The sequence below is a fragment of the Pseudomonas sp. Irchel s3a10 genome, assembly GCF_900187525.1.
GTDB classification, from domain to species: Bacteria; Pseudomonadota; Gammaproteobacteria; order Pseudomonadales; family Pseudomonadaceae; genus Aquipseudomonas; species Aquipseudomonas koreensis_G.
The window spans coordinates 137938-156006 of record NZ_FYDR01000010.1 but is presented as its reverse complement, the minus strand read 5'-3'; the positions used below and the strand labels follow the sequence as shown (position 1 = coordinate 156006).

The following is an 18069-nucleotide window of genomic DNA, read 5'->3' as shown; positions in this document are numbered from 1 at the left end:
TTCGCAGCCCAGCGGGAGCAAGCTCCCTCGCCACAAAAGCTGGGGCGTTACAGATGCAACGCATGCCCCAAAGCACGCAACGCCGCTTCCTGCACCGCTTCACCCAAGGTCGGATGCGCATGAATGGTGCCGCCGATGTCTTCCAGACGCGCACCCATTTCCAGGCTTTGCGCGAACGCGGTCGACAACTCGGAAACCCCGACACCCACCGCCTGCCAGCCGACAATCACATGATTGTCACGACGTGCGACCACCCGCACGAAACCGCTTTTCGATTCCAGGGTCATCGCCCGGCCGTTGGCGGCGAACGGGAAGCTGGAAACGATGCAGTCCAGCCCGGCAGCCTTGGCCTCGTCCGGGGTCTGGCCGACCACCACCAGTTCCGGGTCGGTGAAGCACACGGCGGCAATGGCGGTCGGGTTGAATTCGCGGGATTTGCCGCTGATCAGTTCGGCGACCATTTCGCCTTGAGCCATGGCGCGGTGCGCGAGCATCGGTTCGCCGCTGAGGTCGCCGATGGCGTAGACGTTGCGCATGCTGGTCTGGCAACGGCTGTCGATCTTGATCGCCGAGCCGTTCATGTCCAGGTTCAGCGCTTCGAGGTTCCAGCCCTGTGTGTTCGGCTTGCGACCGACCGCCACCAGCACCTGATCGGTTTCCAGATTGAGGGTGTCGCCGTTCGGGTCACGCACCTGCAACGTGCCATCAAAACCCAGCACGCTGTGCTTGAGATAGAGCTTCACGCCCAGTTGCTTCAGCGCTTCGTGCACCGGCTGGGTCAACTCGGCATCGTAGGCTGGCAGGATACGATCCTGCGCCTCGACCACACTGACCTCGGCGCCGAGCTTGCGGTAAGCAATGCCCAGTTCCAGACCGATATAACCGCCGCCCACCACCACCAGGCGTTTCGGCACGGACTTCGGCGCCAGCGCTTCGGTGGAGGAAATGATCGGCCCGCCAATTGGCAGGATCGGCAGGTTGACGCTGGTCGAACCGGTGGCCAGCACCAGATGTTCGCACTGGATGCGCGTATCGCCGACTTCCACGGTTTTGCCGTCGATGACTTTGGCCCAGCCATTGATGACCTGGACCTTGTTCTTTTTCAGCAGTGCGGCGACGCCGGTGGTCAGGCGATCAACGATGCCGTCCTTCCACTCGACGCTCTTGCTGATGTCGAGGGTTGGCGCCGAAACGCTGATACCCAGCGCCGAATGCTGACTGTGATGTTGTGTCTGGTGGAACTGCTCAGCCACATGAATCAACGCTTTGGACGGAATGCAGCCGATATTCAGGCAAGTGCCACCGAGCGATTGGCCTTCGACCAGAATGGTCGAAATGCCCAGTTGCCCCGCGCGAATCGCCGTGACATAACCGCCGGGGCCGCCGCCGATGATCAGCAGCGTAGTGTTCAGAGATTGCATGCGAGCCTTACTCCACAAACAAAGTGGCAGGTTGTTCGATCAAGCCACGGATGGCCTGGATGAAGAGCGCCGCGTCCATGCCGTCGACCACGCGGTGATCGAAGGAGCTGGAGAGGTTCATCATCTTGCGGATCACCACCTGACCTTTGACGACCATTGGCCGTTCGACGATTTTGTTCACGCCGACGATTGCCACTTCGGGCAGGTTCAGCACCGGCGTGCTGACGATGCCGCCCAGCGCGCCGAGGCTGGTCAGGGTAATGGTCGAGCCGGACAGTTCATCGCGGCTGGCCTTGCCATTGCGCGCGGCGTTGGCCAGACGCGAGATCTCCGCGGCGCTGTCCCAAAGGCTGCGCGCTTCGGCGTGACGCACCACCGGCACCATCAGGCCGACGTCGCTTTGTGTGGCGACGCCGACATGCACCGCGCCGAGGCGGGTAATCACTTGGGCTTCGTCATCGTAACGGGCGTTCATCTGCGGGAAGTCGCGCAGGGCCACGACCAGTGCGCGGACGAGGAACGGCAGCAAGGTCAACTTGCCCCGGCTGGCACCGTGTTTTTCATTCAGATGCGCGCGCAGCTCTTCAATCGCGGTGACGTCGATTTCCTCGACATAGCTGAAGTGCGCGGCACGCTGGGTGGCGTCCTGCATGCGCTGGGCGATCTTGCGGCGCATGCCGATAACCTGAATCTGTTCTTCATCGTTGCGCTGGGCGTAAGCGGCGGCTGCCGGTGCCGAAGCGTTCGATTGACCTTGCGCCAGATAGGCCTCGAGGTCTTCGTGCAGCACTCGACCGGCCGGGCCGGAACCGCGTACCAGACGCAGCTGAATGCCCAGATCCAGCGCATGTTTGCGCACGGCCGGCGAGGCCAGCGGACGTTCATCCGCCTCGCGGGCAACCGTCGGGCCCTGGCAAACCGGCGCCGGACGCGGTGCAGCAGCAGCGGCAGGTTTGCTCTCGACTGCGGCTTCAACTTTCGCTGCAGCAGGCGGCTCTTTCGCAGCAACAGCCGCTGGTGCGGCGGACTCTTTCAAGTTACCGGCACCCTCAACTTCAATGCTGATCAGCACACTGCCGACCGCCATCACTTCACCCGGCTGACCGCCGAGCGCAATCACCTTGCCGTGGACCGGCGACGGAATATCGACCATCGCCTTGTCGGTCATTACGTCCGCCAACACCTGGTCTTCAACCACCAGGTCGCCGACCTTGACGTGCCACTGCGACAGTTCGACTTCTGCGATGCCTTCGCCGATGTCCGGCATCTTGATAACGTGCGTGCCCATTCAGACCTCCATGACCCGTTTCAACGCCGCGCCCACTCGGGACGGCCCTGGGAAATACGCCCACTCTTGCGCATGCGGGTAGGGGGTGTCCCAACCGGTGACGCGTTCGATCGGCGCTTCCAGGTGATGGAAGCAGTGCTCTTGCACCAGCGACACCAGCTCGGCGCCGAAACCGCAGGTACGGGTAGCTTCGTGCACCACCACGCAGCGACCGGTTTTCTTCACCGACTTGACGATGGTTTCCAGATCCAGCGGCCACAAACTGCGCAGGTCGATGACTTCGGCGTCAACGCCACTTTCTTCAGCGGCAACTTGCGACACGTACACGGTGGTGCCGTAGGTCAGCACGGTCACGTCCTTGCCCGGACGAGTGATCGCGGCGACGTCCAGCGGCACGGTGTAGTAACCGTCCGGCACCTGGGCTTGCGGGTGTTTCGACCACGGAGTTACCGGACGGTCGTGGTGGCCGTCGAACGGGCCGTTGTACAGGCGTTTCGGCTCAAGGAAGATCACCGGGTCATCGTTTTCGATGGAGGCGATCAGCAGGCCTTTGGCGTCATACGGGTTGGACGGCATGACCGTGCGCAAGCCGCACACCTGGGTGAACATCGCCTCGATGCTCTGGCTGTGGGTCTGACCGCCGTAGATGCCGCCGCCGCATGGCATGCGCAGGGTCATCGGCGCGGTGAACTCGCCAGCCGAGCGATAACGCAGGCGCGCCGCTTCGGAAATGATCTGGTCGGAAGCCGGGTAGACGTAGTCGGCGAACTGAATCTCGGCTACCGGACGCAGACCATAAGCACCCATGCCCACAGCTACGCCGACGATGCCGCTCTCGGAGATCGGTGCGTCGAATACCCGCGAGGTGCCGTACTTGGTCTGCAGGCCTTCGGTGCATCGGAACACGCCGCCGAAGTAGCCGACGTCCTGACCGAACACCACCACATTGTCGTCACGCTCAAGCATCACATCCATGGCCGAGCGCAGGGCCTGGATCATGGTCATGGTGGTCGTGGTCATGGCGGTTTCCAACTGAATATTGTTGTTGTGATCGTTCATGTCAGATCCCCAACTGCTGACGCTGGCGCTTCAAGTGCTCCGGCATCTCTTTGTAGACGTCTTCGAACATGGTTGCGGCGCTTGGAATCTGCCCGCCGGCGAGGGTGCCGTACTGTTCGGCCTGTTTCTGCGCGGCAATCACTTCGGCTTCGAGCTCGGCGCTGACGGCGGCGTGCTCTTCTTCCGACCAGTGGCCGACCTTGATCAGGTGCTGCTTCAGGCGGGCAATCGGGTCGCCCAGCGGGAAGTGGCTCCAGTCATCGGCAGGACGGTATTTCGACGGATCGTCGGAGGTCGAGTGCGGGCCGGCGCGGTAGGTGACCCATTCGATCATGGTCGGGCCGAGGTTGCGCCGGGCGCGTTCGGCAGCCCAGGCGGAAGCGGCGTAGACCGCATAGAAGTCGTTGCCGTCGACGCGCAGCGAGGCGATTCCGCAACCGACGCCGCGTCCGGCGAAGGTGGTGGCTTCACCCCCGGCGATGGCCTGGAAGGTCGAGATCGCCCACTGGTTGTTGACCACGTTGAGAATCACCGGCGCGCGGTAAACGTGAGCGAAGGTGAGGGCGGTGTGGAAGTCCGATTCGGCGGTCGCGCCGTCACCGATCCACGCCGAGGCGATTTTCGTGTCGCCCTTGATCGCCGAGGCCATGCCCCAGCCGACGGCCTGAATGAATTGAGTCGCGAGGTTGCCGGAGATGGTGAAGAAACCGGCGTCCTTGACCGAGTACATGATCGGCAACTGCCGGCCCTTGAGCGGATCGCGCTCGTTGGAAAGCAGTTGGCAGATCAGGTCGACCAGCGGCACTTCGCGGGCCATCAGGATGCTTTGCTGGCGGTAGGTCGGGAAGCACATGTCGTCGATGTTCAAGGCCAGGGCCTGGGCGCTGCCGATGGCTTCTTCGCCAAGGCTTTGCATGTAGAACGACATTTTCTTCTGACGCTGGGCGACCACCATGCGGTTGTCGTAGATCCGCGTCTTGAGCATGGCGCGCATGCCCTTGCGCAGAATCTCGACGGGCACGTTTTCAGCCCAAGGGCCGAGGGCGTTGCCCTGATCGTCGAGCACCCGAATCAGCCCACGCGCCAGGTCGGCGGTGTCGGCAGGTTCGACGTCGATGGAAGGTTTGCGCACCGTGCCGGCATCGGTCAGATGCAGGTAGGAGAAGTCGGTTTTGCAGCCTGGGCGGCCCGAGGGTTCAGGGACGTGCAGACGCAGCGGTTCATACGCTTGGGTCATGGCTTCTACGCTCGATCTTGTGAATTTCTTGTAGTGAGCTGGCAATCATTCTTGGGTGAAAGAAATCTTGTCCTACAACAATCATAGGCCCGGCCAAGAAGAATATTTCTCTCTGTTTCGTTGCGCTGGAGACGATTTGCAGATAGAAATTCTGCATAAACATAAAAAACAGGTGGCTTTGTCTCATGCGCAAACTGGACCGTACCGACATCGGCATTCTCAACAGCCTTCAGGAGAATGCGCGCATCACCAACGCCGACCTCGCGCGCTCGGTGAATCTGTCGCCGACGCCGTGTTTCAACCGGGTCAAGGCGATGGAGGAATTAGGCCTGATTCGCGAGCAGGTGACGCTGCTGGATGCCGACCTGCTGGGCCTGCATGTGAACGTGTTCATTCACGTCAGCCTGGAGAAACAGGTCGAGGAGGCGTTGCAGCATTTCGAAGAGGCGATCTCCGACCGCCCCGAGGTGATGGAGTGCTACCTGATGGCCGGCGACCCGGACTATCTGATCCGGGTGCTGGTGCCGACGATTCAGGCGCTGGAGCGGTTCATGATGGACTTTCTGACCAAGGTGCCGGGGGTGGCGAATATCCGCTCGAGTTTTGCCTTGAAGCAGGTGCGCTACAAGACGGCGTTGCCGTTGCCGGCGAATGGGTTGACCCTCGGGTCCTGAAGATCAAAAGATCGCAGCCTTCGGCAGCTCCTACACAGAGCACGCATAAACCTTGTTCCTGTAGGAGCTGCCGAAGGCTGCGATCTTTTGCTTCTAGAGCTTGTTGATCGGTACTTTCAAATAAACCACACCATTGTCCTCGGCCGGCGGCATGTTCCCCGCCCGCACATTCACCTGAATCGCCGGCAGCAACAGCGTCGGCATGCCCAGCCCGGCATCGCGTTTGGTGCGCATCTCGACAAACGCCGCTTCATCAATCCCGTCATGCACATGAATATTGCTCAGGCGCTGCTCGCCGACGGTGGTCTGGCACTGCGACTCGCGGCCTTCGGGCGGGTAGTCGTGGCAGACATAGAGTTTGACGCTGGCGGGGAAGGCCAGCAGTTTGTGGATCGAGTTGAACAGTTGGTGGGCGTTGCCGCCGGGGAAGTCGCAGCGGGCGGTGCCGACATCGGGCATGAACAGCGTGTCGCCGACCAGAATCTGTTCGCCGTCGATCAGGTAAGCCATGTCCGCCGGGGTGTGGCCGGGGACGTGCAGGGCGCTGGCCTTGAGGTTACCGATCATGAACGATTCGTTCGGTGCGAACAGGTGATCGAACTGCGAGCCGTCGACGCAGAATTCCGGTTCCAGGTTGAACAGCGCCTTGAACACGTTCTGCACCTTGCTGATCGACTGGCCGATCGCGATCTTGCCGCCCAGTTCGCGGCGCAGGTACGGCGCGGCGGACAGGTGATCGGCGTGGGCGTGGGTTTCCAGCAGCCATTGCACCTGCAAACGGTGTTCACGGACGAAGGCGATGAGCTTGTCGGCCTGCAGGGTGCCGGTGCGACCGGCAGCGCCGTCGTAATCGAGGACCGGATCGACGATTGCACACTGCCCGCCATCGGCTTCATAGACCACGTAGCTGTAGGTCGAGGAGGCGGGGTCGAGGAAAGCTTCAATCTGCGCGGGCATGGTCACCAACCTGAACCAGGGAAATGGGTTGCAACACTTTATCTAAAAACATAATGTTCGCAGCTTAAGTGACGTTGAAGGCATCGTGCAAATGCAATCCAGTCTGACCGAATGTGAAGTCGCCCAGTTGCGGGCGTCCGCCTCCAAGGCCTGCGCGCTGCTCAAGGCGTTGGCCAATGAGGATCGTCTGTTGATCCTGTGCCAGCTGACTCAAGGCGAGCGCAATGTCGGCGAACTGGAAAAAATGACCGGCGTGCGCCAGCCGACGCTGTCCCAGCAACTGGGCATCCTGCGCGATGAAGGCCTGGTGGCGACCCGTCGCGAAGGCAAATACATCTTTTACGGTCTGGCCAGCCCTGAAGTGATTCAGGTGATGAAGACGCTGTCCGGGTTGTATTGCGGGGCGGTGCTGAAAAGTCTAGGCCATCAATAAATGTCAGCCACCACACAATCCCTGTAGGAGTGAGCCTGCTCGCGATAGCGGTGTATCAGCCAACATCTTCATAGACTGACATACCGCTATCGCGAGCAGGCTCACTCCTACAATGGATTTGTGGGATGGCCAAGAAATCCTTGCATGCAGCAATAAGGAACAAGCAATGAACGATCAACACTGGGGCCCATCCATCAGTGCCGATATCGTGGTCATCGGCGGCGGCACCGCCGGCATCGGCTTCGTCGCCAGTCTGCTCAAGCGTGATCCCACTCTGAACATCACCGTGATCGAGCCAAGCGCCCAGCATTACTACCAACCGGCGTGGACGCTGGTTGGCGGTGGCGCCTACGACGTCAAAGACACCGTCCGCCCGATGAGCAAAGTGATGCCGCGTCAGGCCACCTGGATTCAGGCGGCGGTGACTGGCATCGATCCCGATCAGCGCCAGTTGACCCTCAACGATCAGCGCACCGTCACTTACCAGAACCTGATCGTCTGCCCCGGCCTGCGTCTGGCCTGGGAGAAGATCGAAGGCCTGCAGGAAAGCCTCGGCCAGCACGGCGTGACGTCCAACTACAGCTATCAGCACTCGCAGTACACCTGGGATCAAGTGCAGAAACTGCGTGGCGGCAAGGCGTTGTTTACCCAGCCGGCGATGCCGATCAAATGCGCCGGCGCGCCGCAGAAGGCGTTGTACCTGTCGTGCGATCACTGGCGTAAAACCGCTGTGCTGAACAACATCAATGTCGAGTTCAACCTGGCCGGCCCCGCGCTGTTCGGTGTCGCGACCTTCGTCCCGCCGCTGATGAAGTACATTGAAAAATACAACGCGCAACTGGCCTTCAACAGCAATCTGGTCAAGGTCGACGGCCCGGCGAAAACCGCATGGTTCGAGATCAAGGACGCCGACGGCAACCTCACCATACAGGCGAAAACTTTCGATCTGCTGCATGTGGTGCCGCCGCAGGTCTCGCCGGATTTCATCGCGCAAAGTGCGCTGGCCGACGCTGCTGGCTGGTGCGAAGTCAATCCGCATAGCCTGCAACATCCGCGTTACCCCGAGGTGTTCGGCCTCGGTGATATCTGCGGCACCAGCAATGCGAAAACCGCTGCGGCGGTGCGCAAGCAGATTGTGGTGGTCGCGGAAAATCTGCTGGCCGTGCGCAAGCAACAACCGCTGCCACTGAAGTACGACGGCTACGGTTCGTGCCCGCTGACGGTGGAGAAGGGCAAGGTGATCCTCGCCGAGTTTGGTTACGGCGGAAAGTTGCTGCCGACTTTCGCCCTCGATGCGACCGTGCCGCGCCGCTCGGCGTGGTTTCTCAAGGCGAAGCTGCTGCCGTGGTTCTACTGGAACGGCATGCTCAAGGGCCGCGAGTGGCTGACCGGTTTGTCCAAAGTCGACTGAGAACTCCCTATGTTGCTGGCAAGTCTGTTTGGCGTGTTGATGGGGCTGATTCTCGGACTGACCGGGGCGGGCGGCGGGATTCTCGCGGTGCCGGCGTTGGTGCTCGGTTTGGGTTGGAGCATGACCCAGGCCGCGCCAGTGGCGTTGTTTGCGGTGGGCAGTGCGGCAGCGGTCGGTGCAATCGACGGTCTGCGTCATGGCTTGGTGCGCTATCGTGCGGCATTGTTGATTGCGGCGTTGGGCGCGGTGTTTTCGCCGTTGGGCATTTATTTCGCGCACCAGTTGCCGGAGAAGATCCTGATGATCCTCTTCAGTCTGCTGATGGTCATGGTGGCCTGGCGCATGCTGCGCCGCGAGCGTGCGCAAGAGGGGCCGAGCGACCACGGCCACGCGAGCTGGGGGCAGAAAAACTGCATGCTCAATGAGCAGACCGGGCGTTTCGACTGGACCGCCAAATGCACCGCGACCCTGGCGGCATTGGGGGCGGTGACCGGTGTGGTTTCGGGCTTGCTCGGCGTCGGCGGTGGTTTCCTGATCGTGCCGGCGTTCAAGCAACTGACCGATGTGCAAATGCGCGGGATTGTCGCGACGTCGCTGATGGTGATCAGCCTGATTTCGGCGATTGGTGTGATCGGCTCGTTTCACGCGGGTGTGCGGATTGATGCTCAGGGCACGGCGTTTATCGTGGCCAGCATCGTCGGCATGATCATCGGCCGCAAACTGTGCGCGCGGGTGCCAGCGCGGACGTTGCAGGTGGGGTTTGCCAGCGTTTGTCTGGTGGTGGCGATTTATATGTTTTCTTATTCGAATATCACACTTTAGTGAGGGCTATTCGAAAATCATTTTTTATAAATCGCGACCACTGTCGATCCCTGAAAATTGAGCGTTATGGTTTTTTTGAAACAAAGATTTTTAACTCTATATCGTTGTCATTGGCAGTAGAAATCCAGCTTTGAATAAGTTGGTAAGCTTGCAAGGATTCAGGTTGTGCCTTTAGCCCTTTATTTAATTCGGCTTCAAAATGCTCTGCTGAAAAGCTGTTTGCAGCGATTATCCACGCCTCTTTTTTCACACGACTCGACCTACGTCTGCTGCCTATGACGCTCCAGGCTTCTTCAACAGCCTTGTCTCTGGAACTTTGATCCCTGCAGCTTACGATCTTGCCGTTAAAAAGCCTCAGTCTTTCAGTAATGGTTTCAAGCGATTTTTCGGTAGGCCAAGGTTTTGTCAAAATTGTCGCGTTGCCCGATTTGAGGCTTTTTTCACCGCTGATCAGCATTTCAATATTTTTTATAGCCTGGCCGCCAACCTCTGCTAATGCGCCAGCGGAAGACTTTGGATTTTTACGTTCTCCGCATTTTATATGCACATATACTAGTTTTTCGGGAGATGACAGGATGAAGTCTGCCGGTTCAGTGTCCATGTCAGTGCAAAAAACCAAGTCAGCCCCCGCAATGTAGTTTCTAAATGGACCTAATTGGTTTGATGTGGGGTTGGTTAAGCCATTGTTCTTGATGAGGTCTACGAGATAAAATACGGAATTTGTATTGAACTCTTCACCGTTCACCTTTATGGTTTTCTTTTCTGGCTTCGCTTTTACTTGCACGTACCCCTTTTCATCCAGCTTAGGGTTTAATAAGTCAGGCATGCCAATGACTATATTTTGGAGGCTTGACGACGCTATGTTGAACTGTCCTTGGGTGGGGAGTTTGACTTCGTAGAATTCTCCTCCGGAAAAGCTTACTCCGTTTTGAAGGAGTACCTTGTGAAGATACTTATTAAATATGTCGGTAGCGTCGACGTATTCCTCGTCGTTGCGATGTTTGTAAAGAATGTTATGACTCGTGTGGAATGTGATGAACGGAGATTTATTGTTAATAGATATTCTTATTTTTAGATGGGGGTGTTTTGGGTCAAGAGTCAATCCATTGTTGTTTTCCAGGTAGAGAAAGCTGTTGCATAATTTGATCTGCTCTCCATCGACGGTAATGTCGATTGGATTTGAGAAGTCACTAAAGTCGAAAATTACACTTTCAATTTTGAGGTTTGTGTTGACAGGTATGGGCTTGGCGTACGAGTGTAGAAGACTACTAGTGATTGTTTTCTTTGTTGAAAAGTTTTTCTCCATGTTGATCAGCCACTTGTTGAGTTCCTTTAGCGTGAACTCTCCATTCTTTTGATCTGAAATTCTTCCTGAGTCAACGCCAATGTAGTAGCTGCTTTGCAAGTTGTGCGTACTGTCAATGTTGTCAAATTTGAGCGTGGCTATTCTATAAGATGAGTTTCTCTGAAGACTAGCCATCTGATCCAGATCAACTCCTTTTATGGAAACTCTTTCCGGCCTTCTTCTTGCGGTGCTGATGGATTTACTACTTGTTTCCTTGGTTTTGCAGGTTTCTTCCAGCGTCGTGACTTTGAGCAGTTCTTTGGTAGATAACGGGCGCTCTGTGCAAAGCTCTGCGTCGTTATTGAAGCGTCGACCTCTGCTGTCAAAGGTGGCAAGAACGTTATTTTTTAGAGCTTTAAATATTGTTATCTCTAAAGAAGGTTCAAAGAAGAAATGTTCTGTGAGAAACTTTGATTTGTTGAATGCGATCGAGGCGATTACAACTATGCCGTTATTCAAGACGAATTTTTTTGCGAGCTCGCCCGTTTGATTACTCCGCGAGCATAATAGCTCCGTTGCAGCCTGGATATCGAAGCTTTCATGTGTGTTTATGAAACATACCGAAACTGTCGGAATTATTAATGAGCCTTCGGGTTTGAAATTGTTTAAGTCGAATTTCTTTAGGAAGTTTTTGTTGTGATAACTGGCTTCAGGGAAAGTCTCGAGATAAGTTTCTATCAGTTTGTTCGTGTTGAGAGAGCTGATGAATTTTTGCACGGCAGGGGCGGACTTTAGTGATTTGTCAAAGATCAGATAATTCTTCCAGATTCTCTCGTTGGCATCATTTTTTATTTCAAGAATGAGTGGCGTGGAATCACCATGATTTCTGACGACTCGTCCAATGCACTGAACAAGCTCCCTGCCTGAACTTACCGTATACGTAAGTACTAGTAGTTTGGCCTCCGGGATGTCAATCCCTTCATCAAGCTTATGCTGATGGATTATTACTTTGTGTGGAGTTGATCGGAGTTGTTTCGGGGTTCGGGCTTTAACATTGTCTCTGGGGTCGTTGACGAATTGTTCGTGTATCGCCAGGACTTGGAAATCTTTGTTGAGCAAGTCATAGTAATGCTCGATTGCTTTAAAGTCCTTGCACTTTACGATGCATTTTGTATCTGGATTGTCTGATAGGAATAGTTGAATAGATTTCTTTATTTCTTCTTGACTTTGTGCGGTGCAAAATTCCGGTTCTGCCAAGATGCCACTTTTGCGGGCTTCGTCGAACGTATAAATATAATGGTAATTGTCATCGATGTCGAATTGAAATAAATCATTTCGGTAAGGTGTGGCAGTAAAAATGATCTTGTGTGCATTTGTCTCTCGAACAAGCGTTCTCCAGACGGGCGAAGGTTCGGAGTGGCCTTCGTCGATTATGATTAGATCAATGTTTTTCTTGATGTTTTGAAGTTGCTTTTGATTAAGGCTGATCAATTTTTGAAATGTAGAAATGTAAATTCCGTCTGAATTCGTCGTTTCAATGTTTTCGAATATTTCTTTTTTTGATATTTCATGGGTGGAGGCGACTTTCTCAAAGAAACGACCGCGTACCTGTTCTATTAGTTGATCACAAACTGCTCTGCGGTGACACAGAATCAGTATTCGTTTCTGAACTGAAGAGTGTGCAGTGATAGCAATAACCCCAGTCTTTCCGGCGCCGGTAGGCAAACTGATCAGGCATGATTTAGAATGCTTAGGTATAAGTGCAGCGTTTAAGTATTCTAACGCTACTTTGATGCTTTGCGCCTGGCATTCACGCAAACGGCTCAATCCGATTAAATCAGTTTTAGGGGCGGTGTTGTTGGCGGTCATGTTAACTCCCTGTAAAGAAAATCGTAGATTTCATCGGTGCGGTTGGCCGTTGCGCTTGAGTGGCATATTGCCATTTTTTTAGGAAGGACGCCATCGGGCTTGACGAAGCTATGGCGCCAGCGGGTGGGACGTTATGTAGGCTATTTGATTTGTTCGAGTAGTTATTGTGTATTTAAAAGCTTGTATGACTTTTTATATGCGCTCGGCTTGATTGTTTAAGTTTTCCGGTTCCACAAGTTTCAGTCCGTGATGTGTTTAGCTGATTAGTGCGTTCTACGGTGATGAGTGTTTAATGCTGTTTTGAAGCAAACCTCGGTCATCCATTGCCATAAGGCCTTTCATTGGAACAATACTCACGGTGCAACTGGCAACTGGCAACTGCACGATAAGCCCGGTTCGCGCAGCTGCCCTCGACCCCTTTGCACTCTCCTAATGATACTGTTCAGCCTGCTGGTGGCCAGATCGCTTGAAGTATGTTTCGACGTGAGCGTCAGGGAGAAAGCCTCAGCGATCCGGGCACGGCAGTTAGGGCCAGAACTGCATGCTCAATGAAGAAACCGAACGCTTCAAATCCCCGCCCGATGCACGCTGGCTCTCGCTGCACTTGGCGCAGTCACCGGGCGCGTATCGGGGTTTTTACGGGTGGGGTTTGCCAGTGTCTGTCTGGTGGTGGCGGGGTAGATGTTGTTGCGAGCGTGAGGTTCAAAAGAAATCGCAGCTCATCAAGGGCTGCGATCTTTTTATCGGCTTACAACACCAGATGCGGCAACCACAGCGAAATCGCCGGAATGTAGGTCACCAGCATCAACACCAGAAACAGCACCGCATAAAACGGCAGCAGCGCTTTCACGGTGCTCTCGATACTGACCTTGCCCACCGCCGAGCCGACAAACAGCACCGCGCCCACCGGCGGTGTTATCAGCCCGATCCCGAGGTTGACCAGCATGATCATGCCGAACTGCACCGGGTCGACACCGATGCCGAGAATCACCGGCATCAGGATCGGCGTCAGGATCAGGATCAGCGGCGCCATGTCCATCACCGTGCCGAGCAACAGCAGCATGACGTTGATGCACATCAGGATCACGTAGCGGTTGTCCGACAGGGTCAGGAACAGCGTGGTGATTTTCGCCGGAATCTGCATCAGGGTCATGATGTAGCCGAAGCTTGCGGCGAAGCCGATCAGGATCATCACGATGGAAATCGTGCGCACCGTGCGGTGCATCAGCTTCGGCAGTTCACGCCACTTATAGTCGCGGTAGATGAACATGGTCACGAAGAACGACCACAACACGGCGATGGCCGCCGATTCCGTGGCGGTGAAAATCCCCGAGAGGATGCCGCCGAGGATGATCACCATCGCCATCAGGCCCCAGAGGGCTTCGCCGACGATTTTCAACGCCTGGCGCATCGGGATGACTTCACCCTTGGGGTAGTCGCGTTTTTTCGCGAAGATCAGACACAGCACCATCAGGCAGGCGCTCATCAGCAACCCCGGCACGATGCCCGCCATGAACAGCGAGGCAATCGAAACCGTACCACCGGCGGCCAGGGAGTAGAGCACCGAGTTATGGCTTGGCGGAGTGAGCAGGGCTTGCACCGAGCCGCTGACGGTCACCGCGGTGGAGAAGTCCCGTGGATAGCCTTTGCGTTCCATTTCCGGAATCAGCACCGAACCCACCGACGCGGTGTCGGCCACCGAGGAACCGGAGATCGCGCCGAAGAAAGTCGAGGCGACGATGTTGACCAGCGACAGACCACCGCGCACGAAGCCCACCAGCACCCCGGCACACGCCACCAAACGCCGGGACATGCCGCCCTCGGCCATGATCGCACCGGCCAGGACGAAGAACGGAATGGCCAGCAGCGAGAACTTGTTCACCCCCGACGCGACCTGGATCATCACCGCCTGGAACGGGATGTCGATCCACCATGCACCGATCAGCGCGGCGGCGCCCAGCGCATAGGCGACCGGCATGCCGATCAGGATCAACAGGATAAAACTGCCCAGCAGAATCAGAGCGTCCATTAAGCGCCACCTTCACTTTCTTCAACCAGATCGAACTGCACGACCCGCCGTTTGCTCTGGTCACCGAGCAAGAGTTTTTCCAGGACGAAAACCAGCGTCAGCAAGCCGCCCACGGGAATCGGCAGATAGGTCACGCCAACCCGCAGATCGGGCAGGGCTGCCATGAACTGGTTCCAGGTGGACATGCACAACTTGGCGCCCCAGATCGTCATGAAAATGCAGATCGCCGCCATGAGCAGTTGGGAAAAAATCGCCGCCGCGGATCTCACGTGCGGTGGCATGCGGTCGGTGAGCATGGCCACGGCCATGTGCGCACCGGCGCGGTAACTGGCGGCGGCACCGATGAAGGTGAACACCATCATCAGCAGGATCGCCGTGGGCTCGGGCCAGCTCGAACCGGTGCCCAGCACGTAGCGGGCGAACACGCCCCAGGGAATCATCAGGGAAATCGCCAAGACGGAAAGGCCGGCGACCCAAATGCACGTCATGTAGATCTTGTCGTTGATACGCAGCAGTAGATTCTTCATCGGGTTCCACCGTAACCGGGCGCGCCTGTGTCATCAGGTGCGCCGGGCCTGGTTAATGAGGACGGAGCGGGAGGCGTTACTGAACGGCTTCGATTTTCTTGATCAGGTCGGCGTACTTCGCACCGTACTTTTCCCGCACCGGCGCGGTGGCGTCGTAGAAGGGTTTTTTGTCAACCTGGATGAACTCGACGCCAGCGGCCTTGAGTTTTTCTTCGCTGGCAGCGGACTTCTTGTCCCACAGCACGCGCTCTTCAGCCTGGGCAGCCTTGGCGGCGGTCTTGACCAGCGCCTGTTGATCCGGGGTGAGTTTTTCCCAAGTGATTTTCGACATCACAATCGGCTCTGGCAGGATCAGGTGACCGGTCAGGCTGTAGAACTTGGCGTTCTGGAAGTGATTGTGTTCGAGCAGGGTCGGCGGGTTGTTTTCCGCGCCGTCGATCACGCCGGTCTGCAAGGCGCTGAAGATTTCCCCGGTGTCCATGGCGATACCGTTACCGCCCATGGCGTTCATCATGTCGATGAACATCGGGTTGCCCTGCACACGAATTTTCATCCCCTTGAGGTCTTCAAGCGTGCGTACCGGCTTCTTGGTGTAGACGTTGCGCGTGCCGCCGTCCATCCAGGCCAGGGCCACAAGACCGAATTCGGAGTTGGTGATTTTGTCGAGGATCTCGTCGCCCACTGCGCCATCGATGACGTTACGCATGTGTTGATGGTCGCGGAAGATGAACGGCATGTTGAACACGTTCACATCCGGCACTACCGGGCCGACGATACCCAGGCTGACGCGGGACAGCTGTACCGCGCCGACTTGCATCTGCTCGATGACTTCCTTTTCCGAGCCCAGCACGCCGCCGGGAAAGTATTGGAAGGTCAGCTCGCCGTTGGTTTCCCTGGTCAGGGTCTTGCCCATGTTTTCTTCGGCCACCACGGTGGGATAACCGGCGGGATGGATGTCAGCGAATTTGAGTTGCAGGGCCTGGGCGGCGCCAGTGAAGGTGAACATCAGCGGGAGTGCAGCGGCCAGCAAGGTGCGTTTGAAGTTCATGGGGGTGAGTCTCCAGTCTTGTTATTTTTGTGTTCAAGGCGCAGCGGTGCAGCAGAGGCGGGTGTTACAGGGAATCGTCGAACAGCGGTTCTTCCAGGCCTTTGACCCCGGGGTTGAGGGCGAACACGCCGCCGGCCAGGGATTGCGGATCGTGGTCGTCGCCGGGACGAATCGAGGTCACGAAGAGGGTGTCCAGGCGGCTGCCGCCGAAGGCACACATCGTCGGTTTCTTCACCGGCACTTCCAGCGAGAAATCGAGGCGGCCGTCCGGGGTAAAACGGTGAATCAGTCCGGCGTCGTTGGCGCAGATCCAGTAGCAGCCTTCGGCATCCACGGCAGCGCCATCCGGTCGGCCGGGGAAGTGGTTCATGTCAACGAAGATCCGCTGATTCGACGGTGTGCCGGTCTCGGTGTCGTAATCGAAGGCCCAGATCAATTGCACGTGCGGATGTGAATCCGACAGGTACATCGTCTTGCCGTCAGGGCTGAAGCCGAGGCCGTTGGGCACGATGAAGCCGTCGAGTCGCGCTTCGATCACACCAGACTGCCCGACGCCGTAGCGGTAGAGCCGGCCTTCGGACGCGTTCAGGCCCATGTTCAGCACCATGCTGCCAGCCCAGAAACGGCCCTGGCGGTCGCAGCGACCATCGTTGAGGCGCATGTCTGCTCGGCTGTGCTCGACGGTGGCGAGCAATTCGCTGTCGAGGCTGCCTTCGCTGTGCGGGTGCAGATGAAAAAAGCCGCTCTCCATGCCGGCAACCCAGCCGCCACCGCTGCGACGGGCGATACAAGCGAGCATTTGCGGGGTTTTCCAGGCATGCACATGGCCGGTGTCAGCGTTCCAGCGTTGCAGTCCGCCGTTGGGAATATCGACCCAATACAGCGCGTTTTCCTGCGGCACCCAGACCGGGCTTTCGCCCACGGCGTTGCGAGCATCGACGATCAATTCGGCTTGCATACTCATTCCTTTGCGTCGTTGGCAGAGTGTTCAGTCGCCGAAGGGGCCGGCCGCGACGAATGCGCCGCCCTGATAGATCCGCGCCGGGTCATCGGCGGCGGGCATAGGCTGCGCTTCGACTTTTTCGCGGAACACTTCGGAGCTGTCCCTGGCTTCAAAACCGAGGTGGCTGGCGAAGCGGTTGTCCCACCAGACGTCCTTGTTGGCGGACATGCCGTAGACCACGGTATGGCCAACGTTTGGTGTGTACAGCGCGCGCTCGAGCAAGTGCGTGAGGTCGTCGAAACTCAGCCAGGTGTGCATCATTCGGCGGTTTTGCGGCTCGGGAAATGAAGAGCCGATGCGGATGCTGACGGTCTCGATGCCGTAGCGATCGAAGTAGAAACTGGCCATGTCTTCGCCGTAGGACTTGGACAATCCGTAGTAGCCGTCGGGGCGGCGGGCACAGCTGGCGTCGAGCGGCTCGTCCTGTTTGTAGAAGCCGATGACGTGGTTGGAACTGGCGAAGATCACGCGCTTCACACCATGGCGGCGAGCAGCTTCGTAGATGTGAAAGACACCGCAGATGTTGGCGCCGAGGATTTCTTCGAAGGGCCGCTCCACGGAGACACCGCCGAAATGCAGGATTGCGTCGACGCCTTCGACCAGTTGGTGCACGGCGTGTTTGTCGGCCAAATCGCAGGGGACGATTTCTTCGCGATCATCAACGGCTGGGGCGAGGGCGGCGATGTCTGACAGGCGCAGGACATGGGCATAAGGGCGCATGCGTTCGCGCAGGACTTTGCCCAGGCCACCAGCAGCGCCGGTCAGCAGCAGACGGTTGAACGGGGCGCGGGGAATAGAGGTAGACGTCATGGCAATCCCTTACACGTTGTTATTAGGTTTGTTGTAGGTTGTCGTATGACTGCGCTGAAGTATCGGTAGGGTTTCCGGAACTTGTCAACGCGACTTTTGGGGTAAATGACGGAAGGGCCAGGCAGTTCAGCCTTCGACCACCAAAATTGCCTTTCTGGTGATGCAACTCCCCCTGTGGGAGCGGGCTTGCTCGCGA

At 57.2% G+C, this 18069-nt stretch carries 15 protein-coding genes; 4 read left to right on the top strand and 11 right to left on the bottom strand.

Annotated elements, in window-relative coordinates:
• Positions 1-47 precede the first annotated feature (47 nt).
• The 4 genes from lpdA to CKW11_RS24000 are packed head-to-tail and all read right to left on the bottom strand — an operon-like array spanning position 48 to position 5005.
• Positions 48-1421 (bottom strand): dihydrolipoyl dehydrogenase, encoded by a 1374-nt coding sequence (gene lpdA / locus CKW11_RS24015; protein ID WP_095139677.1) that lies wholly within the window; start codon positions 1419-1421, stop codon positions 48-50.
• A 7-nt stretch (positions 1422-1428) separates the two neighbouring features.
• On the bottom strand, positions 1429-2709 hold the full coding sequence (locus tag CKW11_RS24010; RefSeq protein ID WP_095139676.1) for a dihydrolipoamide acetyltransferase family protein: 1281 nt from the start codon (positions 2707-2709) through the stop codon (positions 1429-1431).
• The gene (locus CKW11_RS24005) at positions 2710-3768 is read right to left on the bottom strand and encodes an alpha-ketoacid dehydrogenase subunit beta (protein WP_003224000.1); all 1059 of its coding nucleotides are present in this window, start codon (positions 3766-3768) and stop codon (positions 2710-2712) included.
• A gap of 1 nt (position 3769) precedes the next feature.
• A complete protein-coding gene (locus CKW11_RS24000; protein WP_003224001.1) occupies positions 3770-5005 on the bottom strand; it encodes a 3-methyl-2-oxobutanoate dehydrogenase (2-methylpropanoyl-transferring) subunit alpha in 1236 nt (411 codons plus the stop codon).
• Between the two features lie 185 nt (positions 5006-5190).
• Between CKW11_RS24000 and bkdR the strand changes: the two genes are divergently transcribed.
• Entirely contained in the window at positions 5191-5679 is a 489-nt protein-coding gene (gene bkdR / locus CKW11_RS23995) for a Bkd operon transcriptional regulator BkdR (RefSeq protein WP_027613216.1), read from the top strand.
• 93 nt (positions 5680-5772) lie between these two features.
• Here the strand turns inward: bkdR and CKW11_RS23990 are convergent, their stop codons facing one another.
• A complete protein-coding gene (locus CKW11_RS23990) occupies positions 5773-6636 on the bottom strand; it encodes an MBL fold metallo-hydrolase (RefSeq protein ID WP_095139675.1) in 864 nt (287 codons plus the stop codon).
• Between the two features lie 91 nt (positions 6637-6727).
• On the opposite strand from CKW11_RS23990, the gene CKW11_RS23985 reads away from it, so the two are divergent.
• The 3 genes from CKW11_RS23985 (at position 6728) to CKW11_RS23975 (ending at position 9302) form a co-directional block, all read left to right on the top strand.
• Positions 6728-7069 (top strand): helix-turn-helix transcriptional regulator, encoded by a 342-nt coding sequence (locus tag CKW11_RS23985; protein ID WP_007965280.1) that lies wholly within the window; start codon positions 6728-6730, stop codon positions 7067-7069.
• A gap of 166 nt (positions 7070-7235) precedes the next feature.
• Positions 7236-8480 (top strand): FAD/NAD(P)-binding oxidoreductase, encoded by a 1245-nt coding sequence (locus CKW11_RS23980; RefSeq protein ID WP_095139674.1) that lies wholly within the window; start codon positions 7236-7238, stop codon positions 8478-8480.
• A 9-nt stretch (positions 8481-8489) separates the two neighbouring features.
• Positions 8490-9302, top strand: coding sequence for a sulfite exporter TauE/SafE family protein (locus tag CKW11_RS23975; protein WP_095139673.1), 813 nt, complete (start codon positions 8490-8492; stop codon positions 9300-9302).
• A gap of 64 nt (positions 9303-9366) precedes the next feature.
• Here the strand turns inward: CKW11_RS23975 and CKW11_RS23970 are convergent, their stop codons facing one another.
• The 6 genes from CKW11_RS23970 to CKW11_RS23945 all read right to left on the bottom strand — a co-directional run bounded on the left by CKW11_RS23970 (position 9367) and on the right by CKW11_RS23945 (position 17873).
• Entirely contained in the window at positions 9367-12456 is a 3090-nt protein-coding gene (locus tag CKW11_RS23970; protein ID WP_095139672.1) for a DEAD/DEAH box helicase, read from the bottom strand.
• A 748-nt stretch (positions 12457-13204) separates the two neighbouring features.
• A complete protein-coding gene (locus tag CKW11_RS23965; protein WP_027613212.1) occupies positions 13205-14485 on the bottom strand; it encodes a TRAP transporter large permease in 1281 nt (426 codons plus the stop codon).
• On the bottom strand, positions 14485-15012 hold the full coding sequence (locus CKW11_RS23960) for a TRAP transporter small permease (protein ID WP_047601543.1): 528 nt from the start codon (positions 15010-15012) through the stop codon (positions 14485-14487). The genes CKW11_RS23965 and CKW11_RS23960 overlap by 1 nt, the downstream gene beginning before the upstream one ends.
• A gap of 76 nt (positions 15013-15088) precedes the next feature.
• Positions 15089-16060 (bottom strand): TRAP transporter substrate-binding protein, encoded by a 972-nt coding sequence (locus CKW11_RS23955; RefSeq protein ID WP_095139671.1) that lies wholly within the window; start codon positions 16058-16060, stop codon positions 15089-15091.
• 64 nt (positions 16061-16124) lie between these two features.
• Positions 16125-17018 (bottom strand): SMP-30/gluconolactonase/LRE family protein, encoded by an 894-nt coding sequence (locus CKW11_RS23950; protein WP_095139670.1) that lies wholly within the window; start codon positions 17016-17018, stop codon positions 16125-16127.
• Between the two features lie 30 nt (positions 17019-17048).
• Complete coding sequence (locus CKW11_RS23945; protein WP_095139669.1) at positions 17049-17873, bottom strand: NAD(P)-dependent oxidoreductase; 825 nt, start codon at positions 17871-17873, stop codon at positions 17049-17051.
• Positions 17874-18069 lie beyond the last annotated feature (196 nt).